Source organism: Achromobacter sp. ISS7 (assembly GCF_056523125.1).
On sequence record NZ_JAWRZD010000001.1, the window covers coordinates 1 to 22,837 of the forward strand.

Annotated in this window: 14 protein-coding genes; 7 read left to right on the forward strand and 7 right to left on the reverse strand. The window is 69.5% G+C overall.

Annotated elements, in window-relative coordinates; genetic code table 11:
• Together AC1HFW_RS00005 and AC1HFW_RS00010 are read right to left on the reverse strand one after the other, a co-directional pair.
• On the reverse strand, window positions 1–599 hold a 599-nt coding region (locus AC1HFW_RS00005; RefSeq protein ID WP_479281482.1), incomplete at its 3' end, for a polysaccharide deacetylase family protein.
• Window positions 599–1,612 carry a Bug family tripartite tricarboxylate transporter substrate binding protein gene (locus tag AC1HFW_RS00010; protein WP_479281483.1) on the reverse strand — a complete coding sequence of 338 codons (1,014 nt, stop codon included), beginning with the start codon at window positions 1,610–1,612 and terminating at the stop codon, window positions 599–601. The genes AC1HFW_RS00010 and AC1HFW_RS00005, both read right to left, overlap by 1 nt.
• Before the next feature lie 265 nt (window positions 1,613–1,877).
• On the opposite strand from AC1HFW_RS00010, the gene AC1HFW_RS00015 reads away from it, so the two are divergent.
• Window positions 1,878–2,648, forward strand: a complete 771-nt coding sequence (locus AC1HFW_RS00015) for an IclR family transcriptional regulator (protein ID WP_006393377.1) — start codon at window positions 1,878–1,880, stop codon at window positions 2,646–2,648.
• Between the two features lie 41 nt (window positions 2,649–2,689).
• Here the strand turns inward: AC1HFW_RS00015 and AC1HFW_RS00020 are convergent, their stop codons facing one another.
• The 3 genes from AC1HFW_RS00020 to AC1HFW_RS00030 are packed head-to-tail and all read right to left on the reverse strand — an operon-like array spanning window position 2,690 to window position 8,606.
• Window positions 2,690–4,255, reverse strand: a complete 1,566-nt coding sequence (locus AC1HFW_RS00020; RefSeq protein WP_479281484.1) for an efflux transporter outer membrane subunit — start codon at window positions 4,253–4,255, stop codon at window positions 2,690–2,692.
• 2 nt (window positions 4,256–4,257) lie between these two features.
• The gene (locus tag AC1HFW_RS00025; protein ID WP_479281485.1) at window positions 4,258–7,431 is read right to left on the reverse strand and encodes an efflux RND transporter permease subunit; all 3,174 of its coding nucleotides are present in this window, start codon (window positions 7,429–7,431) and stop codon (window positions 4,258–4,260) included.
• Window positions 7,428–8,606, reverse strand: coding sequence for an efflux RND transporter periplasmic adaptor subunit (locus AC1HFW_RS00030; protein WP_420534867.1), 1,179 nt, complete (start codon window positions 8,604–8,606; stop codon window positions 7,428–7,430). The genes AC1HFW_RS00025 and AC1HFW_RS00030 overlap by 4 nt, the downstream gene beginning before the upstream one ends.
• 166 nt (window positions 8,607–8,772) lie before the next feature.
• Between AC1HFW_RS00030 and AC1HFW_RS00035 the strand changes: the two genes are divergently transcribed.
• The 6 genes from AC1HFW_RS00035 to AC1HFW_RS00060 all read left to right on the forward strand — a co-directional run bounded on the left by AC1HFW_RS00035 (window position 8,773) and on the right by AC1HFW_RS00060 (window position 18,261).
• On the forward strand, window positions 8,773–9,396 hold the full coding sequence (locus tag AC1HFW_RS00035; protein ID WP_061072211.1) for a TetR/AcrR family transcriptional regulator: 624 nt from the start codon (window positions 8,773–8,775) through the stop codon (window positions 9,394–9,396).
• Between the two features lie 183 nt (window positions 9,397–9,579).
• A complete protein-coding gene (locus AC1HFW_RS00040) occupies window positions 9,580–11,550 on the forward strand; it encodes a BCCT family transporter (protein WP_479281486.1) in 1,971 nt (656 codons plus the stop codon).
• Window positions 11,551–11,798: 248 nt separating this feature from the next.
• On the forward strand, window positions 11,799–12,929 hold the full coding sequence (locus AC1HFW_RS00045; protein ID WP_479281487.1) for an efflux RND transporter periplasmic adaptor subunit: 1,131 nt from the start codon (window positions 11,799–11,801) through the stop codon (window positions 12,927–12,929).
• 16 nt (window positions 12,930–12,945) lie between these two features.
• Window positions 12,946–16,065, forward strand: a complete 3,120-nt coding sequence (locus tag AC1HFW_RS00050; protein WP_479281488.1) for a MexW/MexI family multidrug efflux RND transporter permease subunit — start codon at window positions 12,946–12,948, stop codon at window positions 16,063–16,065.
• Between the two features lie 10 nt (window positions 16,066–16,075).
• Window positions 16,076–17,545, forward strand: a complete 1,470-nt coding sequence (locus tag AC1HFW_RS00055; protein WP_479281489.1) for an efflux transporter outer membrane subunit — start codon at window positions 16,076–16,078, stop codon at window positions 17,543–17,545.
• A gap of 53 nt (window positions 17,546–17,598) precedes the next feature.
• The gene (locus AC1HFW_RS00060; protein ID WP_479281490.1) at window positions 17,599–18,261 is read left to right on the forward strand and encodes a helix-turn-helix transcriptional regulator; all 663 of its coding nucleotides are present in this window, start codon (window positions 17,599–17,601) and stop codon (window positions 18,259–18,261) included.
• A gap of 45 nt (window positions 18,262–18,306) precedes the next feature.
• Here the strand turns inward: AC1HFW_RS00060 and oprZ are convergent, their stop codons facing one another.
• Together oprZ and axyY are read right to left on the reverse strand one after the other, a co-directional pair.
• Window positions 18,307–19,698, reverse strand: coding sequence for a multidrug efflux RND transporter outer membrane subunit OprZ (gene oprZ / locus AC1HFW_RS00065; RefSeq protein WP_479281491.1), 1,392 nt, complete (start codon window positions 19,696–19,698; stop codon window positions 18,307–18,309).
• The gene (gene axyY, locus AC1HFW_RS00070; protein WP_479281492.1) at window positions 19,695–22,832 is read right to left on the reverse strand and encodes a multidrug efflux RND transporter permease subunit AxyY; all 3,138 of its coding nucleotides are present in this window, start codon (window positions 22,830–22,832) and stop codon (window positions 19,695–19,697) included. Before axyY ends, oprZ begins: the two co-directional genes overlap by 4 nt.
• Window positions 22,833–22,837 lie beyond the last annotated feature (5 nt).

Genomic DNA, 22,837 nt, shown 5'->3' on the forward strand with positions numbered 1-22,837 from the left:
GGCAGCATGACGAAGCCATCGTCGCCGCCGGCCGGCAGGTAGGGGCGGTCGCGGTCCTTTTCGCTGGCGTCATAGCAGTAGCCGAGCCGGCGCAGCGTGGGCAGGGTGCGGTGGCTCTTGCGCCCCGACGGCGAACACCAGCCCGCCGGCGTCACGCCCAGCCGCTGCTGGATCAAGGTATGGGTCTTTTCCAGCAGCGCGGGTTCGTCCTCGCCCAGGTCCCAGGCCTCATGCAGGTAGCCGTGGGCGGCGATCTCGTGGCCGGCGGCCAGGATGGCGCGGAAGGTGTCCGGGTAGCGCTCGACGTCGTAGCCGCAGGCGAAGAAGGTCGCGGGCAGGGCGTGGCGGGACAGGATCTCCAGGTGGCGCGGTACGCCGCGGCGGATGGCGTAGCGGCCGGCGGTATGGATGCCGGCGCCGGGAAACTGCTTGCGGCCGACCTCGACGGCGGGGCCGTCGACGTGCACGGTCACGCACACCACGGCCCGCACTGGCGGGGCCGAGGGCGCGCGCCGGCCCTGGCCGCGCAGTTCATGGTCGAGCGCCAGCCAGGGGTTGGCGGCGGCGTCCAGCGGGACGCCATAGGGAATGGCTTGCATCAGGTGGCCTTGATGTTGGCGTTCTTGATCAGGGCGCGCCATTTCTCGCTTTCGGTCGCGACGAAACGGCGCAGCTCGTCGGGCGTGCCGCCGTGCAGCTCCAGCCCGTTCTGCGTCAGTTGCGCCAGGGCGGGCTGCTTGAGCGCGCTTTGCACCGCGCCGTTGAGCGTCTGGACGATGGCGGGCGGCGTGCCGGCGGGCACGAACACGCCGTTCCAGCCGATCGCCTGGTAGCCCGGATAGCCGGACTCGGCCACCGTGGGCACGTCGGGCAGGGCGGGCGAGCGCGCGCTGGACGTCACCGCCAGCGGCCGCGACTTGCCGCCCTGGATGAACTGCTGCTGGTTGATCACCACGTCCATCAGCACCGGGAACTGGCCGCCCAGGAAGTCGTTGACCGCCGCCGCCGCGCCCTTGTAGGGCACGCCGGGCAGGTCGAGGCCGGCGGTGGCTTTCAGCAGTTCCATCGCCAGGTGCGCCGAGCTGCCGTTCTGCGTGATGCCGTAGAAGTACTTGCCGGGGTTGGCCTTGATGAGGGCGACGAACTCCTGCAGGGTCTTGGCCGGAAACGACGGGTGCACCACCAGCACGTTGTTGTAGTAGCAGACCATCGAGACCGGCTCGAAGTCCTTGATGGGGTCGTACGCGATGTTCTCGTACAGGCTCTGGTTCACGGTGTGGGTGCCGGTGGAGCCGAGCGCGACGGTGTAGCCGTCGGGCGCCGAACGCGCCGCCTGCTGGGTGCCGATGATGCCGGCCGCGCCGCCCTTGTTGATCACCACCACGCTCTGCTTGAGCGCTTCGCCGATGCCCTGGGCCAGCGGCCGCGCCACCAGGTCGGTGCCGCCGCCCGCCGGGAACGGCACGATGAACTGGATCGGGCGTTCCGACGGATAGCCGGCCGCGCGGGCCAGGCCAGGGCGGGCGAGCGCGGCGCCCGCCAACGAGGCGGCCGACGCCGCCATGAATTGCCGGCGGCTGATGCCGCCGGGCCTGCTGCTGGACTGCTTCATGCGATTTCCCCTTGGATGTGCATGCCGGGCGAGGCGGGCCGCGGACTTTTCGCTGTCCGCTGGTCTGCTGCTTCAGTATCATTATTCGATAAAAAACAATCTTCACCAATTAGTTTTTATCTATAAATGATAAAAATACCGAAGTTGATAGCGAGAAACAAAGCGCTGGGCAGAAGGCGATAGCGGCCGGTTATGGCGCCGGGGCGCGCCGGGATCGCTGTGATACGCTGCGCCGGTTCCGCCTCGCCCACTGCCCGCCGATTCCATGTCCACCCTGAAGCGCGCCCTCGCGATCCTCGACCTCTTCAGCCTGGCCACGCCGGTGCTGACGGCGGAAGAGATCATCTCCAAGCTGTCCTATTCGGCGCCGACCGGCTACCGCTACATCCGCGACCTGTCGGACCTGGGTTACCTGCTGCGCATGACGGGCGGCGGCTACAAGCTGGGGCCGCGCATCATCGAGCTGGACCATCTCATCATCGACGGCGATCCGGTGCTGGGCGTGGCCCGGCCGATCATGCGCGAGGTGGTGGACCAGGTCGGCGGCGACGTGCTGCTCAGCGTCATCCACGGCCTGCGGATCCTCAACATCCACCATGAACGCGGGCCCGACGCGCTCGGCATCCCGCACGGCCGCGGCCGCGCCCACCCGTTGTTCCGCGGCGCCACCGCCAAGACCATCATCGCGTTCCTGCCGCGCAAGGACCAGCGCAAGCTGTACGACGGACATGCCGCCGAGATCGAGGCCGCGGGCCTGGGGCCGACGCAGGCCGACTTCATCCGCCGCCTGGACGAGATCCGGGTGCGCGGCGCCTATCTGGGGGTGGGGGAGATCTCGCCGGAACGCGCCGGCATCGCGGTGCCGGTGTTCCAGGAAGACCGGCGCATCTTCGGCGCGCTGACCGTGACCTTCCTGGCGACCCGGCTCAACACCATCGCGCAGGACAAGACCACGGCGCTGCTGCAGGCGGCGGCGCGGCGCATCGAGTCCATGGCGCTCGCGTCCCGCATCAAGGAACAGGCCCCCGCGCCGTAGGCGTCGGGGGCCTGTGGGCCGCTCGGATCGAGCGGCGCGGGTTACTGCTGCTGCTGCTGCTGCTGCTGCTGCTGCTGCTGCTGCTGCTGCTGCTGCTGCTGCCGAGGCGCTTGCGATTCGGCAGCGTCGCCACTCGCGGCCGGCTGCGCCGACGCCTGCGGCGCGCGCACCGGCGAACCCATCGCCTGGAACAGCGCCGCCGTTTCGGTCAGGCGGGCATTGGCGTATTCCACTTCCCGCACCCGCGCCGCGACGTAATGCTGTTCGCTGGCGTACGCGGTGTACGGCGCCAGCGCGCCCAGGCGCACGCGGTTGGCGGTGTTGCGGTGCGACTGCTCGGCGGACCGGCGCGAGGCCTCGGCCGACGCCAGCGCCTGCCCGTCCGCGTCCAGTTGCGCCAGCGTGTCGGCCACGTCGCGGAACGCGGTCAGCACGGTCTGCTTGTATTGCAGCACCGCCGCTTCATAGCGCTCCTTGGCGGCGCTGCGCTCGGCCAGCAGCGCGCCGCCATGGAAGATCGGCTGCGTCAGCGACGCGCCCACCGCCCAAATCGAACCCGCGCCCGACAGCGCCGTCGGCCAGCTGAAGCCGCCCTTGCCCATCGAGGCGGACAGCGACAGGCTGGGGAACAGCTGCGCCGTGGCCACGCCGACGTCGGCCGCCGCCGCGCGCAGCACGGCCTCGGCGATATGGATGTCGGGCCGCGCCGCCAGCAGTTCGGATGGCACCAGCACCGGCACTTCCGCGGGCACGGCCAGCATGGCGAAGGCCAGGTCGGGCGGCGCCTGGTCGGGGCTGCGGCCCATCAGCACCGCCAGCGCGTGGCGGGTGGTCTGCCACTGCGCGCGCAGGCCCGGCAGCGAGGCCTCCAGCGTGGCGGCGTCCTGGTCGGCCTGCAGCGCGTCGTTCTGCGAGGCCGAGCCCAGTTCATAGCGGCGCTGCGTGTCGCGCGCCACCTGGCGCGCCAGCACCACCTGCTTCTCGGTCAGCGCCACGCGCTCGGCCAGCGAGGCCGAGGTGATGGCGCCGGTGACGATGTTGCCGGCCAAAGAACGGCGCGCCGATTCCAGCTGGAACGCCTGCTGCTCCACATGGGCCGCGCGCGACACGTTCTCGAAGCGCGCCGCGCCGAACAGGTCCAGGTCGTACTTGGCCTGCACCTGGCCGGTGAACACGTTGTAGAGCGCGGTCGGCTCCGGCAGGTTGGGCATGGTCAGCGCGCGCTTGCGCGTGACGTCGGCGCCGGCGTCGATCGACGGCAGCAGCGATGAATTGACCTGCCCGCGCAATTGCTCGCGGGCGCCGGCCAGGTTGCGTTCGGCCGCGGCCAGGTCGGGGCTGTTGGCCAGGCCTTCCTCCACCATGGCGTCAAGCGCATCCGAGCCGAAGCGCTTCCACCATTCGGGCACCGGGCGGGCGTCACGCGCATAGCGTTGCGCCACGCCCTGCGCGGGGGCGCCGGCGGCGGGCAGCGGCTCGACGCCGTACTGCGCGGGTTGCGCCATCGCCGGCGGCTTGCTGTCGGGGGCGAAGGCGCAGGCGCCCAGCGCCAGCAGCAGCGGCAGGGTGGCCAGGCGCCAGGCCGGGGTCGGGAGACGGATAGGCATCGTCAGGCTCCTCGTTCTACGTTGTCGCCGGCGTGGGCGCCGGGCGGCACGCCTTCGGGCTCTTCGCGCTCGTCGTGGCGCACGCGGAACCAGGCGGCGTACAGCGCGGGCAGAAAGAACAGCGTCAGCACCGTGGCGCTGGTGATGCCGCCCATGAGGGCGGTGGCCATGGGGCCGAAGAAGTTGCTGCGCAGCAGCGGGATCAGCGCCAGCACCGCGGCCGCGGCCGTCAGGGTGATGGGACGGAAGCGTCGCACCGTGGCGCCGACGATGGCGTCGACGCGCTTGTGCCCGGCGCTGATGTCCTGCTCGATCTGGTCGACCAGGATCACCGAGTTGCGCATGATGATGCCGAACATCGCGATCACGCCCAGCATGGCGACGAAGCCGAACGGCTTGCCGAACAGCAGCAGCGCGGCCACCACGCCGATCAGGCCGAGCGGCGCCGTCAGCACCACCATCAGCACGCGGGCGAAGCTCTGCAGCTGCACCATCAGCAGCGTCAGCACCGCCACGACCATGATGGGCATCTGCGCATTGATGGACGACTGGCCCTTGGCGCTTTCCTCGACCGGGCCGCCGACCTCGATGCGGTAGCCCACCGGCAGTTCGGCGCGCAGCGCGTCCAGCTTCCGGTCGATCGCATGGGTGACGTCGATGCCCTGCGCGCCGGCCTTGACGTCGGCCTGCACGGTGATGGTGGGCTGGCGATCGCGTTCCCAGATGACGCCGTATTCCAGGCCGTAGCGCACGTGGCCCAGGCTGCCCAGCGGCACCGGGCCGTTGGGCGTGGGCATGGCGAGCGTGGCCAGGCGGCCCGGATCGACCCGTTCGCTGTCGGGGGCGCGCAGGCTGACGTTTATCAGCTTGTCGCGTTCGCGGTACTGCGTCACGGTGTAGCCCGACAGCGTCATCGCCAGGAAGCTGGAGATGTCGTTCGAGCTCACGCCCACTTCGCGCGCCTTCTGCTGGTCGATGTCAAAGCGCACCGAGCGTTCGGACGGTTCGTCCCAGTCGAACTGCACGTTGACCGAGCGGCTGTCGGCGCGCACCTCGGCGGCCACCTTCTCGGCCACCTGGCGCACCTCGGGGATCTTGTCGCCGCTGACGCGGAACTGCACCTGGAAGCCCACCGGCGGGCCGTTCTCCAGCCGCGACAGGCGGCTGCGGATCGCCGGGAACTGCTCGTGCAACACCGGCTCGAGCCAGTGCGCCAGCTTCTCGCGGTCTTCCACCGAGTTGGCGGTGATGACGATCTGGGCGAAGTTGGGCGTGGCCAGCTGCTGGTCCAGCGGCAGGTAGAAGCGCGGCGCGCCGGTGCCGACGAAGCTCACCGAATGGGCGATCTCGGGCCGGCCGTCCAGCACCTTTTCCAGCCGCTCGACCTGGCGCAGCGTGGCGGCGAACGAGGCGCCTTCCTGCAGCCGCACGTCCACCAGCAGTTCGGTGCGGTCCGAGCTGGGGAAGAACTGCTGCGGCACCAGGCCGAAGCCGACCATCGACACCACGAACAGCGTTACGGTCGCCAGCAACACGCGCCAGCGGCGGTCCACGCACCACGCCACCCAGCCGCGCAGCCGCTGGTAGAAGCGGGTGTTGTAGATGTCGTGCTCGTGGTCGTCGGGCAGGTGCGCCTCGCGCTTGCGCTCGGGCAGCATGCGATAGCCCAGCAGCGGGATCAGCACCACCGCGGCGAACCACGAGGTGATCAGCGCGATCGCCGACACCTGGAAGATCGAGCGGGTGTATTCGCCGGTGCTGGACTTGGCCAGCGCGATCGGCAGGAAGCCGGCCACCGTCACCAGCGTGCCGGTCAGCATCGGAAAAGCGGTGCTGGTGTAGGCGAAGGCGGCGGCGCGCGCGCGGCTCCAGCCCTGTTCCAGCTTCACCGCCATCATCTCGACCGCGATGATGGCGTCGTCCACCAGCAGGCCCAGCGCCAGCACCAGCGTGCCCAGCGAGACCTTGTGCAGGCCGATGCCGAACATGTCCATGAACAGCGCGGTTACGGCCAGCACCACCGGAATCGAGATCACCACCACCATGCCGGTGCGCAGGCCCAGCGACACCAGGCTCACGATCAGCACGATGGCCACGGCCTCGGCCACCGAGCGCAGGAACTCATCCACCGAGAACGACACCGCCTTGGGCATGCTCGACACTTCGGTCAGCGTCAGGCCGGCCGGCAGGCGCGTCTTGAGTTCGCCGAACTTGGCGTCCAGCGCCTTGCCCAGGTGCACCACGTCCTGGCCCGGCTGCATGGTGATGCCGATGCCCAGCACCGGCTCGCCGCGCGTGCGCATCTGCTCGGCCGGGGGATCGTCGTAGCCGCGATGGATGGTGGCGATGTCGCCCAGCCGGATCGACTTGCCGTTGACGCGGATCAGCGTCTCGGCCAGCGCCCGGGTGTCCTGGAACTGGCCGCTGGGACGCACGAAGACGCGGTCGTCGGCCGTGGTCAGGGTGCCGGCGCTGGCCACCGCGTTCTGGCTGTTGATGGCCTCGGCGATCTGCTGCGGCGACACGCCCAGGCGCGTCAGCTGGGTGTTGCTGATCTCGATGTAGACATGCTCGGGCTGCTCGCCGAAGTAGTCGACCTTGGCCACCCCCGGCACGCGCAGCAGCACGGTGCGCAGGTTGTCGGCGTAGTCGCGCAGCTGCGCCGGCGAGAAGCCGTCGCCCGCCAGGGTGTAGATGTTGGTGTAGACGTCGCCGAACTCGTCATTGAAGAACGGCCCCTGCACGCCTTGCGGCAAGGTCGCGCCGATGTCGCCGACCTTCTTGCGCACCTGGTACCACTCGTTGGCGACCTCGCTGGCCGGCGCCGAATCCTTCATGGTGAAGAAGATCAGCGATTCGCCGGGGCGCGAGTAGCTGCGCAGGAAGTCCGTGGACGGCGTTTCCTGCAGCTTCTTGGCGATGCGGTCGGTGACCTGTTCCTGCACCTGTTGCGAGGTGGCGCCGGGCCACAGGGTCTTGATGACCATCACGCGGAAGGTGAAGGGCGGGTCTTCCGACTGCGCCAGGCGCGAGTACGACAGCACGCCGAACAGCGTCACCAGCGTGATCAGGAAGATCACCAGCGGCTGGTGCCGCAGGGCCCAGGCCGACAGGTTGAACTTGCCTTCCTCGTGGCGGTGCGCGGCGTTCTGGTTTTCGGGAACCGGCGCGCTCATGATGCGAAGTCCTCGGGGTGCAGCGGCGGCACCGCGCGGACCTTCTCGCCGGCCGACACGGCGTGCACGCCCTGCCAGACCACGCGCTCGCCGGCCTGCACGCCTTGCGTCAGGGTGACGCTGCGGGCGTCGTAGCGCAGCACCTGCACGCGGCGCAGTTCCAGCGTGTCTTCCTGCGGCTTGACGATCCAGACGGCGGGTTCGGTGCCGTCATGGAACAGCGCCGTCGCCGGCACCGTGAAGGTGGTGGCGCCGTTGGCCTGGCGGTTGTCGAAACTGATGTTGGCCGTCATGCCCAGCCGTACTTCGGGCGAGGGCGCTTCCAGCGTCAGCTTGGCGCGGTAGGTGCGGCTCTGCGGATCGGCCGCCGGCGCGATCTCGCGCAGCACGGCGGTGAAGGTCTTGCCGGGCAGCGGCGCCAGTGTGACGGTGGCGCGCTGGCCGATGGCCAGGCCCGCCAGCACGCTTTCGGGCACGTCGCACAGGGCGTCGACGTCGCCGGCCCAGGCCAGGTTGTAGACCGCCTGGCCCGCCGCCACGTTCTGGCCGGTGTCGGCCTGCTCGGCGGTGATGACGCCGGCGTGGTCGGCGGCCAGGGTGGTGTAGTTGAGCTGGTCGGCCGACAGGGCGGCCTGCTGCGCCGCCTGGTCGCGCTGCGCCAGCGCCGAGGCGTAGGCATTGCGGGTCTGCTCGAGCTGGTTGGCGGCGATCAGGTTTTCCTTGGCCTGGGCGCGGTCGCGGTCCAGCTGCTGCTTGGCGTAGTCCAGCTGGTGCTGGGCGGCCGACAGCTGGGCGCGGGCGGCGGCGGCGTTCTTGGTGGCGTCGGCGGGGTCGAGCTTGGCGACCACCTGGCCGGGCTTGACCGTGTCGCCCAGGCGCACCTTGCGCTCGATGATCTTGCCGCCCACCCGGAACGACAGTGGCGTGCTGTAGCGCGCCTGCACCTCACCCGGCAGGGTCCAGGCCGGCAGGGCCGCGTCGGCCTTGGCGGGCATGGCCACCACCGGCCGCGGCGGCGGCGGCTCGGCTTCCTTGCCGCCGCAGCCGGCCAGCGCCAGCGTCAGCGCCAGGGCGAGCGCGGGCCAGGGGCGGCGCAGGGCAGGACGGGAAAGCGCCGCGGCACGGGCGGCGGGATTGCGCGCGGCGACGGGCGCGCAAGAACCTGAAGAATTCACGAAACACCTCGCGACGCGGGCAAGAAGGGGGAACGGGACGCGAGGCGGCAGGCCCTTGCAGGCCGGCGCGACACCCTGGCAATCCGATACGGGATGGATTCTAATGCGGGTGTGTATTCAAATACAAGTATGAATCTGAAATCGTTCCAGATGATAGAATCGCCGCATGTCAAAAGTCCGCCTTACCCGAGAGCAAAGCCGTGACCAGACGCGCCAGCGTCTGCTCGATGCCGCGCAATCGATCTTCCTGACCAAGGGTTTCGTGGCCGCCAGCGTCGAGGACATCGCCGAGCTGGCCGGCTACTCCCGCGGCGCCTTCTATTCCAATTTCGCCAGCAAGTCCGAGCTGTTCCTGCAGTTGCTCAAGCGCGACCACGAAAACGTCATGGGCGACATGCGCGCCATCTTCGAGGCCGGCGAGACCCGCCAGCAGATGGAAGACAGCGTGCTGCACTACTACAGCACGCATTTCCGCGACAACGAGTGCTTCCTGCTGTGGATGGAAGCCAAGCTGCAGGCCGCCCGCGACCCTGAATTCCGGGTCGGCTTCATCGCCTGCATGGGCGAGCTGCGCGAAGCCACCACCGAGTACATCCGCCAGTTCTCCGAGCGCGTCGGCACGCCCCTGCCGCTGCCGGCGCGCGAACTGGCCATCGGCCTGCTGGCGCTGTCCGACGGCATGCAGTTCAGCTTCGCCTTCGATCCGCAGAACGTCAGCGCCGAGACCACCGAATCGGTGCTGGCCGGATTCTTCCGCCGCGTGGTGTTCGGCGAACGCGACGCCGGCTAGGGCTGGCCGGGGCGCTGCGGCCGCCTCGCATGCAGGCGATCGGCGGCGCGGCTGGGGGCTCCCACGCGCAGCGGGATTTGTCAGCCTGCCCGGCGGCATGATAGTAATAACGGCGGCGCGCCGGCTGGACTGAGGGGGCCAGCGCCGCAGCCTCAGCATCCCTCGGGCGAAAGGAGCGGCAGCATGTCTTCAGAAACCCGACCATCCACCATCAATCGCCCGGTCTTCTACACGGCGGCATTGTTCACGCTGCTGCTGGTGGGCTTCGCGATCGCGACGCCCAAGGCCGCGCAGAGCCTGTTCGAGGCGGTCCAGGCCTGGATCCTGGGCAACGCCAGCTGGTTCTACATCCTGGTCGTCGCCATCATCCTGCTGTCGGTGGTGTTCCTGGCCGTCAGCCGCTATGGCGACATCAAGCTGGGCCCGGACCACAGCGAACCCGACTACCGCAATTTCACCTGGTTCGCCATGCTGTTCTCGGCCGGCATGGGCATCGGCCTGATGTTCTTCGGCGTGGCCGAGCCGGTCATGCACTTCATGGCGCCGCCGGTGGGCGAGGGCGGCAATGCCGTCGCCGCCCGCGAGGCGATGAAGATCACCTTCTTCCACTGGGGGCTGCATGCCTGGGCGATCTACGCCATCGTCGCGCTGATCCTGGCGTTCTTCAGTTACCGCCATGGCCTGCCGCTGACCTTGCGGTCCGCCCTGTATCCGCTGATCGGCAATCGCATCTACGGGCCGGTGGGGCACGCGGTCGACATCTTCGCGATCCTCGGCACCGTGCTGGGCGTGGCGACGTCGCTGGGGTTGGGCGTGGCGCAGATCAACAGCGGCCTGAACCACCTGTTCGGCGTGCCGCTGGGCGTGCCGACGCAGATCATCCTGATCATCATCACCTGCGGCCTGGCGACCCTGTCGGTGGCCAGCGGACTGGACAAGGGCATTCGCATCCTGTCGGAGACCAACCTGGTCCTGGCCGCGGTGCTGCTGCTGTTCGTGCTGGTCGCCGGTCCCACGGTGTTCCTGCTGCAGACCTTCGTCCAGAATACCGGCGCCTACCTGTCGGACATCGTCAACAAGACCTTCAACCTCTACGCCTACGAGCCGACCGACTGGATCGGCGGCTGGACGCTGTTCTACTGGGGCTGGTGGATTGCCTGGTCGCCGTTCGTCGGCCTGTTCATCGCCCGTATTTCGCGCGGCCGCACCATCCGCGAATTCGTCAGCGGCGTGCTGCTGGTGCCGGCCGGTTTCACGCTGTTCTGGATGACCGTGTTCGGCGACACCGCCATCCACCTCATCCTGGTCGACGGGGTCAAGGATTTCGCGCAGACGGTGCAGGCCGACAGTTCGCTGGCCTTGTTCGCCTTTTTCGAGCAATTGCCATGGAGCAGCGTCGTGTCGCTGGTGGCGATCGCCATGGTGGCGGTGTTCTTCGTCACGTCGGCCGACTCCGGCGCGCTGGTGGTGGACCTGCTGGCCTCGGGGGGCAGCGACCGCACGCCGGTGTGGCAACGCATCTTCTGGTCCTTGCTGATGGGCGCCGTCGCCATTGCGCTGCTGCTGGCCGACGGCCTGACCGCGTTGCAGACCGCCACCATCGCCAGCGCCCTGCCGTTCTCCGTGATCCTGCTGCTGTCGCTGTGGGGCCTGTTCAAGGCGCTCAGGCTGGATGCGACCAAGCGCGGCATCCGCTATCAGTCGCTGACGCTGTCGCGGCCGGCGCGCGGCGGCCAGTCCTGGGAGCGGCGGTTGCGCAACATGGTCATGATGCCGCGCCGCGCCCACGTGATGCGCTTCATCTCCGACGTGGTCCAGCCGGCGCTGGAAGACGTGGCCGATGAACTGCGCAAGCAGGGCTACGCGGTTGCCGTCAAGGAAGGCGACGGCGAGGGCGGGGTGGTGCTGGAGGTGAACCACGGCGAGCACCTGGACTTCTTCTATTCGGTGCAGCCGCAGGCCTTCGTGCGGCCCAGCCTGACGCCCGAGGAGGCCGCCGACGAAGAGGAACGCAAGTACTTCCGCGCCGAGGTCCACCTGCGCGAAGGCGGGCAGGACTACGACATCATGGGCTGGAGCCGCGACGCCGTCATCGGCGACATCCTCGACCAGTACGAGCGCCACCGCCACTACCTGCACATGGTGCGTACCTAGCGATAGCGCCCGCCTGTCCCGCGGCGCTCGTTCCTGGCGCCGCGAGGCATCCAGCGCCACGCGCCCCGGGCGCACATCCATTTCCCCGCGAGCTTTCCCCGCACACCGCCGGCCTTCGCCGGCGGTTTTTTTCGCCCATTTCCCGTCGATAGGTTTTCTCAATCCTCAACATTACTTTAGGTTTTTTGACTTCGTCTGATTTTTCGAGGATTATCAAAGCCATTCCTTTGATAAATAGCGAGAGAATCATGAAGGCGAAATCGGGTGCATGGGCCGCCGGGGTGCTGGTCCTGGCGGTAGTGGCGGGGGGCGGCCTGTATTGGAAATTCGGCGCGGCGCAGCACAAGGGCGGCTGGGCCATGGCGCCGGCCAAGGTGGCGGTGGCGCCGGTGCTGCAGGCCGATTTCCCGGCGGCGCTGTCGGGCATCGCCTCGCTCGAGGCGACGCGGCAGGTGCTGGTGCCGGCCGAAGTCGATGGCCGGGTGGCGCAGATCCTGTTTACGCCCGGCGAGCGGGTGCGCGCCGGGCAACTGCTGGTGCAACTGAACGACGCACCCGAGCAGGGCGAGCTGGCGCGCCTGCAGGCCCAGGCCAGGAACGCCCGCACGCTGCTGGAGCGCACCCGCCGCCTGGTGCCGCAGCAGGCCGCGACCCGCGAACAGCTGGACCAGGCCCAGGCCGACTACGACCAGGCCGCCGGCGAGATCAAGCGCATCCAGGCCCTGATCGAGCAGAAGCGCATCAAGGCGCCGTTCGACGGCGTGCTGGGCGTGCGCCGGGTCAACCTCGGCCAGTTCGCCCGCGCCGGCGATCCGCTGGTGTCGCTGACCGACGCGGCCAGCGTCTACGCCAACATCACCTTGCCGGAACAGGCGCTGGGCGCGCTGCGCGCCGGCCAGCCGGTGACCGTGACGGTCGATGCCCATGCCGGCCGGGTCTTTGAAGGCGCGGTCACCACCATCGAGCCGCAGGTCGACCCGGGTTCGCGCACCGTGCGGGTGCAGGCCACGCTGACCAACGCCGACGGCGCGCTGGCGGCGGGCATGTTCGCCCATGGCCAGGTGGTGCTGCCGCCGCGGCCCGGCGTGCTGACCGTGCCGGAGACGGCCATCAGCTACAGCGCCTATGGCGACTCGGTCTACGTGGTGACGCCGCCCAAGGCCGGCGACGCGTCGGCGCCGCCGACCGTGACCCAGGCCTACGTGCAGACCGCCGAGCGCGTGCGCGGCCGGGTGGTGGTGATCAAGGGCTTGAAACCCGGCGACCGCGTGGTGACCTCGGGCCAACTGCGCCTGCACAACGGCGCGCCCGTCGAGATCAGCGCCCAGGACACCGTGGCGCTGGACGCCGCGCCGCAATCCGTGGCGCAAGCCCGCTGAGCCCGCGGAGTCGATCATGAAGTTCACCGATCTGTTCGTGCGCCGGCCAGTGCTGGCGCTGGTGGTCAGCACGCTGTTGCTGCTGCTCGGGCTGCGCGCCCTGAGCGGCCTGCCGATCCGCCAATATCCGCTGACCGAAAGCACCACCATCACCATCACCACGCAGTACCCGGGCGCCTCGCCCGACCTGATGCAGGGCTTCGTCACCCAGCCGATCGCACAATCCGTCGCCACCGTCGAAGGCATCGACTACCTGTCGTCGTCCTCGACCCAGGGGCGCAGCGTGATCACGGTGCGCATGAAGCTCAACGCCGATTCCAACAAGGCCATGACCGAGGTCATGGCCAAGGTCAACGAAGTCAAATACCGCCTGCCGCAGGACGCCTACGACCCGGTGCTGGTCAAGTCCGCCGGCGAGGCGACGGCCGTGGCCTACGTGGGTTTCTCCAGCTCGACCATGTCGCTGCCGGCGCTGACCGACTACCTGTCGCGCGTGGTGCAGCCGCAGCTGTCGTCGATCGACGGCGTGGCCAGCGTGGAACTGTATGGCGGCCAGAAGCTGGCGATGCGAGTCTGGCTCGACCCCGACCGGCTGGCCGCGCGCGGCATCTCGGCCGGCGAACTGGCCGACGCCCTGCGCCAGAACAACGTGCAGGCGGCGCCCGGCCAGGCCAAGGGCCTGTACGTGGTGTCCAACATCAAGGTCAACACCGACCTGGTCAACGTGGCCGAGTTCCGCGACATGGTGGTCAAGCGCGAGGGCGACGCCATCGTGCGCCTGGGCGACGTGGCCACGGTGGAACTGGGCGCGGCCTCGACCGACTCCAGCGGCCTGATGGACGGCGAGCCGGCGGTGTACTTCGGCCTGAACGCCACGCCGGTGGGCAACCCGCTGGTGATCGTCAAGCGCCTGAACGAGCTGCTGCCCAACATCAAGCAGAACCTGCCGCCCGGCACCAGCGTGCAGGTGCCGTTCGAACTGGCGCGCTTCATCAGCGCCTCGATCGACGGCGTGGTGCATACGCTGATGGAGGCCATCGTCATCGTGGTGGCGGTGATCTTCCTGTGCCTGGGCTCGCTGCGCGCGGTGCTGATCCCGGTGGTCACCATCCCGCTGTCGATGCTGGGCGGCGCGGCCATCATGGCGCTGTTCGACTTCAGCGTGAACCTGCTGACGCTGCTGGCCATGGTGCTGGCCATCGGCCTGGTGGTGGACGACGCCATCGTGGTGGTCGAGAACGTGCACCGCCATATCGAGGAAGGCAAGTCGCCGGTGCGCGCGGCCCTGATCGGCGCGCGCGAGGTGGCCGGCCCGGTCATCGCCATGACCATCACGCTGGCGGCGGTGTACGCGCCGATCGGCCTGATGGGCGGCCTGACCGGTTCGCTGTTCAAGGAGTTCGCCTTCACGCTGGCGGGGGCGGTGGTGGTGTCTGGCGTGATCGCGCTGACGCTGTCGCCGGTGATGAGTTCGTTCCTGCTCAATAGCCAGGTGTCCGAAGGCCGCATGGCGCGTCGCGCCGAGCATTTCTTCAGCCGCCTGGGCGAGGCCTACGGCCGGCTGCTGGACGTGTCGCTGCACCATCGCTGGGTCACCGGCCTGGTGGCGGTGGCGGTGATGGCCAGCCTGCCGTTCCTGTACAACGCCGCCCAGCGCGAGCTGGCGCCGGTCGAGGACCAATCCACCGTGCTGACCGCGATCAAGTCGCCGCAGCACGCCAACATCGACTACGTCGAGAAGTTCGGCAAGAAGTGGGACGACGTCATGGCGACGCTGCCCGAGCAGAAGGGCCGCTGGCTCATCAACGGCTCGGACGGCGTGTCCAACAGCATCGGCGGCGTCGACTTCGTCGACTGGCACGAGCGCAAGCGCTCGGCCAACCAGATCCAGGCCGACATGCAGTCGATGGTCAACCAGATCGAGGGCAGCAACATCTTCGCCTTCCAGCTGCCGCCGCTGCCGGGCTCGACCGGCGGGCTGCCGGTGCAGATGGTCATCATGAGCGCGGCCGACTATCCGGTGGTGTACGAGGCCATGGAGAACCTGAAAAAGGCGGCCAGAACCAGCGGCCTCTTCATGGTGGTCGACAGCGACCTGGACTACAACAACCCGGTGGTGCAGCTGAAGGTGGACCGCGCCAAGGCCAACAGCCTGGGCGTCACCATGAAGGCGGTGGGCGACACGCTGGCGGTGCTGGTGGGCGAGAACTACATCAACCGCTTCGGCATGGACGGCCGCTCGTACGACGTGATCCCGCAGAGCCTGCGCGAGCAGCGCATCTCGCCCGAATCGCTGGCGCGGTACTACGTCAAGAGCGCCAGCGGCGCGCAGGTGCCGCTGTCGAACATCGTGTCGGTGTCGATGGGCGTCGAGCCCAACAAGCTGACCCAGTTCAACCAGCTCAACGCCGCCACTTTCCAGGCCATCCCGATGCCGGGCGTGACCATGGGCGACGCGGTGCAGTTCCTGACGCGCCAGGCGCAGCAGCTGCCGGCCGGCTTCAGCTATGACTGGCAGTCGGACGCGCGCCAGTTCAGCCAGGAAGGCTCGGCGCTGATGATCACCTTCATCTTCGCCATCATCGTCATCTACCTGGTGCTGGCGGCGCAGTACGAAAGCCTGCGCGACCCGTTCATCATCCTGGTGAGCGTGCCGCTGTCGATCTGCGGCGCGCTGATCCCGCTGGCGCTGGGCATGGCGACCATCAACATCTACACGCAGATCGGGCTGGTGACGCTGATCGGGCTGATCAGCAAGCACGGCATCCTGATGGTGGAGTTCGCCAACGAGATGCAGGTCAGCCACGGCCTGGACCGGCGCAGCGCCATGGAGCACGCCGCCCGCATCCGGCTGCGCCCGATCCTGATGACCACCGCGGCCATGGTGGTGGGCCTGATCCCGCTGCTGTTCGCCAGCGGCGCCGGCGCCCACAGCCGCTACAGCCTGGGCCTGGTGATCGTGGTCGGCATGCTGGTCGGCACGCTCTTCACGCTGTTCGTGCTGCCCACCGTCTACACCGTGCTGGCGCGCGACCACCGCGCCGCCAACGACACGCCGCGCGCCCGCGAACTGGCGCAGGCGCAGGCCGAGGACGCGCCGCCGCCAGCCGCGCCGCGCCCCGCCGCATCGCATTGAGGAACCCATCATGAAACATCCCGACCTGTCCCAACGCCTGCGCCGCGGCGCCACGGTGCTGCTGGCCGCGCTGGCCACCGCCGGCTGCGCCGTGGGCCCCGACTACCAGAAACCCCGGGCCGCGCCGGTGGCGCTGGCCAGCCCTGAACAGACCCTGTTCTCCACCGACCGGCTGCAGCAGGACTGGTGGAAACAGTTGCAGGACCCGCAGCTGGATCGCCTGGTGACCCTGGCGCTGCAACGCAACCACGACATCCGCATCGCCCAGGCCCGCCTGGCCGAATCGCGCGCGGTGCTGGACGAGAAGGAACTCGACCAGTTTCCCACCGTGACGCTCGGCGGGCGTTTCGAGCGCAGCCTGTCGCAGGCCAACCCCGGCGTGACGGGCGAACGCAACCTCGCCAAGAGCTATCGCGCCGGCTTTGACGCCACCTGGGAGATCGACCTGTTCGGCCGCCTGCGCCGCGCCGCCGAAGGCGCGGCGGCGCGCAGCGAGGCCCAGGCCGCCGACCTGGCGCAGGCCCGCATCGTGGTGGTGGCCGAAGTGGCGCGCAACTACTTCGAACTGCGCGGCGCCGAGCAACGCCTGGCGGTGGCGCGCGCCAACCTGGACAGCCAGCGCGACAGCCTGCGGGTGATCCAGGCCATGGTGTCGGCGGGCCGGGGCGACGAGGGTGACCTGGCCAGCGCCCGCGCCGAGCTCGAAACCGTGCAGGCCAGCGTGCCGCTGCAGGAAACCGCGCGGCGCCTGGCGCTGTACCGCCTGGCGGTGCTGGCCGGCCTGCGGCCGGTGGAACTGGGCGAGCTGGACGCGGCCACGCCGCAGCCGCCGCTGGCGGCGCGCCTGCCGATCGGCGACGTCGGCGCCTTGCTGTCGCGCCGTCCCGATATCCGGGCGGCCGAGCGCAACATGGCGGCAGCCAATGCCGACGTGGGCGTGGCCACCGCCGAACTGTATCCGCGCATCGACCTGGGCGGCTTCCTCGGTTTCGTGGCCCTGCGCGGCGCCGACTTCGGCAGCGCCTCCAGCCGCGCCTTCAGCGTGGCGCCCGGCGTCAGCTGGCCGGCTTTCCACCTGCCGACCGCGCTGGCGCGCAAGCGCGCGGCGCAGGCGCGGTCGCAAGGCGAGGTGGCGCGCTACGAGCAGACCGTGCTGCAGGCGGTCGAGGAACTGGAGGGCGCGCTGACGCAGTACGGCCAGACCCAGCAGCGGCTCGGCAACCTGGCGCAGGCGGCCGCCCACAGCGGCCGCGCGGCGGAACTGGCGCGCCTGCGCTACCGCGAAGGCAGCGCGCCGTACCTGACGGTGCTGGACGCGCAGCGCACGCAGTTACGGGCGCAGGACGCGGTGGCGCAGGCCGAAACGGCTTCCTACACTAGCCTGGTCGCGCTCTACAAGGCGCTGGGCGGCGGCTGGGAGGCGCCTTCGGCAACGGATACCCCGCGCGCGCAGTCGCCCGCGTCCGCGCCGGCCGGCTGACCGATGGACGCGGTTCGTGGCACCATAAGGGCTTAGCGCCTTTCCGACCTTCCATGTCCGACGACAGCCTGTCCCATCCCATTTCCTGGCAACCGCACCAGCCGGCGGACCGCGTGCTCATGACGCTCAAGACGCGCGGCCCGCAGTCGGTCGCGGTCATCGCCAAGGCGCTCGACGTCACGGCCGAGGCGGTGCGCCAGCAGATGGCGCGCCTGCACGCGGACGGCCTGGTCGATTCGGAAAGCCGCAGCGCGGGGCGCGGCCGGCCCACGCAGATCTGGTTCCTGACCGCCGCCGGGCAGCGCCGTTTCCCCGACACCCATGCCGACATGACGGTGCAGATGATCAACGCCGTGCGCCAGGTGTTCGGCGACGACGGCGTGGACAAGCTGATTGCGGTGCGCGAAGCCGCCATGCTGGCCACCTACCAGCAGGCGCTGGCGGACGCCGACGATCTGCCGCGGCGGCTCGAAAGCCTGGTGCGGGTGCGCTCGGCCGAAGGCTACATGGCCGAGATGCGCCGCGACGGCGACGACTTCCTGTTCATCGAGAACCACTGTCCCATCTGCGCGGCGGCCCAGGCCTGTATGGGCTTTTGCCGCAGCGAGCTGGAACTGTTCCGGCAGGTGCTGGGCCCGCAGGTGCGGGTCGAGCGCGAAGAGCACATCCTGCTGGGCGCGCGCCGCTGCGCCTACCGCGTCAGCGCGCGCGCCTGACCTGCCGGGGCTACGCGTCCCGCATCGCCCCGCACAGCCCTTGCGTCAGGACGCCGGCGATGAGCCGTCGTCCCAGCCGCCCAGCGCCTTGTACAGATCCACCGCATTGACCAGCCGGCGCTGCTGCAGCCGGATGAATTCCTGTTCCGACTCGAACAGGCTGCGCTGGGCCTCCAGCATCTCCAGGTAGTTCGCCACCCCGCGCGCATAACGCCGCTCGGCCAGCCGCTGGCGTTCGCGGTCGGCGTCGCGCACCTTGCGCTGGGCCTCGATCTGGTCGCGCAGCGCGTCGCGCGCCGACAGCGCGTCGGCCACGTCGCGGAACGCCGCCTGGATGCTGCCTTCGTACTGGGCCACCGCGATGTGCTTGCGGGTCTCGGCCAGCGACAGGTTGGCGCGGTTGCGGCCGGCGTTGAAGATCGGCAGCGTCAGGCGCGGCGCGAAGCTCCAGCCGCCGGTGCCGCCGCTGAACAGATCCGAGAAGCGGTCGGCGGTGGTGCCGATGTCCGTGGTCAGCTGCACCGACGGGAAGAACGCCGCGCGCGCCGCGCCGATGTCGGCGTTGGCCGCGCGCAGCGCCTGCTCTGCCTGGCGCAGGTCGGGGCGGCGCGTCAGCAGTTCGGACGGCAGCCCCGCCGCCAGCGGCGTCAGGCTCTGGCTTTCCAGCGGCGCCGGGTCGACGCCGAGCGGCAGCGCGAAATCGCCGGCCAGCAGGCCCAGCGCGTGCCGCGCCAGGCTGGCCTCGCGGGTCAGCTCGGCGCGCGTGGCGCGCGAGCTTTCCACCAGCATCTGCGCGGTGCGCAGGCCGATGGCGGTTTCCAGCCCGGCGTCATAGCGGCGCTGGGTCAGCTTGAGCGTGGTCTCGCGCAGCGCCAGCGTGTCGTCGGTCAGGCGCAGTTGCTCGGCCAGCGAACGCTGGTTGAAGTAGGCGGTGGCCGTTTCCGCCACCAGCGCCAGCGTGGCGGCGCGGTGCGCTTCCTCGCTGGCCAGGTAGCGCGCCAGCGCAGCGTCCGACAGGCTCCGCACCCGGCCGAAGAAGTCCAGCTCGAAGGCGGTGATGCCGACGGCCGCGCGGTAGCGGTTGGACACCGGCGTGCGCGGCTGGCCCGGCTCGGTCGCGCGGCCGCGGCTGAATTCGCCGCTGGCGTCGATGGCCGGCAGGCGTTCGGATTGCTGCACGCCGTACAGCGCGCGCGCTTCCTCGATGCGCAGCGCCGCCACGCGCAGGTCGCGGTTGTTGGCCAGCGCGGCCGCGATCCAGGCCTGCAGCGCCGGATCGTTGAAATAGGCGCGCCAGTCCTGCGGCGCGGCGGCCTGGCCGGGCTGCGCCGGCGTGTCGTACTGCGCCGGCACCGGCGCCGCGGGGCGCTCATGGGTGGGCGCCAGCGAGCAGCCGGACAATGCCAGCGCCAGCAGGGTCATTGCCACGGGTTTCATGGCGTCGTCTCCAGCGGTTCGCGGCCCTCGGGGCGCGCGGGGCGGGCGCGCATGCCGACCATGCGTCCCACGATGAGAAAGAACAGCGGCACCAGGAACACCGCCAGCACGGTCGCCGTGATGATCCCGCCCAGCACGCCGGTGCCGATGGCGGCCTGCGCGCCCGAGGCGGCGCCAGTGGCCAGCGCCAGCGGCAGCACGCCCACGCCGAAGGCCAGCGAGGTCATCACGATCGGCCGCAGCCGCAGCCGCGCCGCCTCCAGCGTGGCGGACAGGATGCCCTGGCCGTCGCGCACCAGGTCCTTGGCCACTTCCACGATCAGGATCGCGTTCTTGGCCGACAGGCCGATGGTGGCGATCAGGCCGACCTTGAAGTAGATGTCGTTGGGCATGGCGCGCACGGTCACCCCCAGCAGCGCGCCGATCACGCCCAGCGGCACCACCAGGATCACCGCCAGCGGAATCGACCAGCTTTCGTACAGCGCCGCCAGCGCCAGGAACACGATCAGCACCGACAGCGCGAACAGCACCGGCGCCTGGTTGCCGGACAGCCGCTCTTCGTACGATTGGCCCGACCAGTCGAAGCCGATGCCGCGCGGCAGCTCGGCCGCCAGCGTCTCCATGGCGCGCATGGCCTCGCCGCTGCTGTGGCCCGGCGCCGCCGAGCCGTTGATGGTGAACGACGGGAAGCCGTTGTAGCGGTTCAGCTGCGGCGGCCCCATCGACCACGTCAGCGTGGCGAGCGCTGACAGCGGCACCATCTGGCCCTGCAGGTTGCGCACATGCAGGCGCGAGATGTCGTCCACGTCCACGCGGCGCTTGCCGTCGGCCTGCACCATCACGCGCCGAACCTGGCCGTTCAGCATGAAGTCGCCGATGTAGTCCGAGCCGTACATCACCGCCAGCGCGGTGTTGATCTCGTCGATCGGCACGCCCATGGCCTGCGCCTTGTCGCGGTCGACGCGCAGTTGCAGCTGCGGCGCCTCTTCCTGGCCGGCGAACACCACTTCGGTCAGCGCGGGATGCTCGGCCGCCTTGGCCAGCAGCTTCTGGCGCGCCTGCGTCAGGGCTTCGTAGCCGAGGCCGCCGCGATCCTGCAGCCGGAAGTCGAAGCCCGAGGTCGAGCCCAGGTCCGGCAGCGGCGGCGAGTTGAGCGCGAACACCATCAGGTTCTTGCGATCCGCGAACGCCTTGTTGATCCGCTTGACCACCGCGTCCACGTGTTGCGAGGCATCGCTGCGTTCCTTCCAATCCTTCAGCGTGACGAAAAACATGGCGGAGTTCGGGCCGCTGCCGTACTGGCTGAAGCCGTTGACCGAATACACGTACTGCACCGGCTCGTGCTCCATCATGTAGCGCTCGACGTCCTTGACCACCGCCATGGTCTCGGCCTGCGGCGAGCCCTGCGGCAGGATCACCATGGCCATGAAGCTGCCCTGGTCCTCGTCCGGCAGGAACGATGACGGCAGGCGCGCGAACAGCAGCGCCGCTACGCCGATCACCAGCGCATAGGCCAGGCCGAAGCGCACCGGCCGCGCCAGCACGCCGGCCACCCGCGCCGTATAGCGCGTGGTCAGGCGCGCGAAGGCGCGATTGAACCAGCCGAAGAAGCCGCGCTTCTCGTGGTGGCCGGCCGGGATGGGTTTGAGCAGGCTGGCGCACAGCGCCGGCGTCAGCGACAGCGCCAGGAAGGCCGAGAAGGCGATCGACACCGCCAGCGTCACGGCGAACTGGCGGTAGATGTTGCCCACCGCGCCGTCGAAGAACGCCATCGGCACGAACACCGACACCAGCACCACGGTGATGCCGACGATGGCGCCGCTGATCTGGCCCATGGCCTTGACCGTGGCGTCATGCGGCGACAGGCCTTCCTCGGCCATGATGCGCTCGACGTTCTCGACCACCACGATGGCGTCGTCCACCAGGATGCCGATGGCCAGCACCATGCCGAACATCGTCAGCACGTTGATCGAATAGCCCAGCCCCAGCATCACCCCCAGCGTGCCCAGCAGCGCCACCGGCACCACCAGTGTCGGGATCAGCGTGGCGCGCAGGTTCTGCATGAAGAGGTACATCACGCAGAACACCAGCGCCACCGCCTCCAGCAGCGTCATCAGGACCTTCTTGATCGAGATCTCGACGAAGGTGGAAGTCTCGTACGGAATGTCCCAGGTCACGCCCGGCGGGAAGTATTGCGCCAGCTCGCGCATGGTCTCGCGGATGCGGCGGGTGGTCTCGACCGCGTTCGAGCCGGGCGCCAGCTTGATGCCCAGGCCGGTGCCGGTCAGGCCGTTGACGCGCGACAGGTACATGTAGTCGGTGCCGCCCAGCTCCACCCGCGCCACGTCCTTCAGGCGCAACGTGGCGCCGTCCGGCAGCGCCCGCAGCGGGATGTTGGCGAACTGTTCCGGCGTGTGCAGCGATTCGCCCGCCACGATGCTGGCGTTCAGCGGCGCGTCCTTGGGCACGGCCTGGTTGCCCAGTTCGCCGATGGTGACGCGCGCGTTGTGGCTGCGCAGCGCCGAGACGATGTCGCCCGGCGTCAGCGACAGGGCGGTGAGCTTGGCCGGATCCGGCCAGATGCGCATCGCCGCTTCCGCGCCGAACGACTGCACCTTGCCCACGCCTTCGACCCGCCGCAGCGCCTGCAGCACGTTGGAGGCGGCCAGCTCGCCCAGTTGCATGTCGTCCAGGCTGCCGTCCGACTTCAGCGACACCACCAGCTGGATGTTGTCGGCCGCCTTTTCCACGCGCACGCCGTCGCGCCGCACCGATTCGGGCAGGCGCGGCTCGACCGCCTTCAGGCGGTTCTGCACTTCCACCGCCGCGATGTCCGGGTTGGTGCCCTGCTTGAAGGTCAGGTTGATGCTGGCCCAGCCGGTCGAATCGCTGCTGGACGAGGTGTACATCAGGCCCGGGGCGCCGTTCATCTCGCGTTCGATGATGGCGGTGACGGCTTCCTCGACCACCTTGGCCGAGGCGCCGGGATAGCTGGCGCCGATGTTGACGACGGGCGGAGCGATGTCCGGATACTGCGCCACCGGCAGCGCGCGGATCGACAACAGGCCGACCAGCGCGATGAGCAGCGAGATCACCCACGCGAAAACGGGGCGATCGATAAAGAAACGCGCCATGGCGG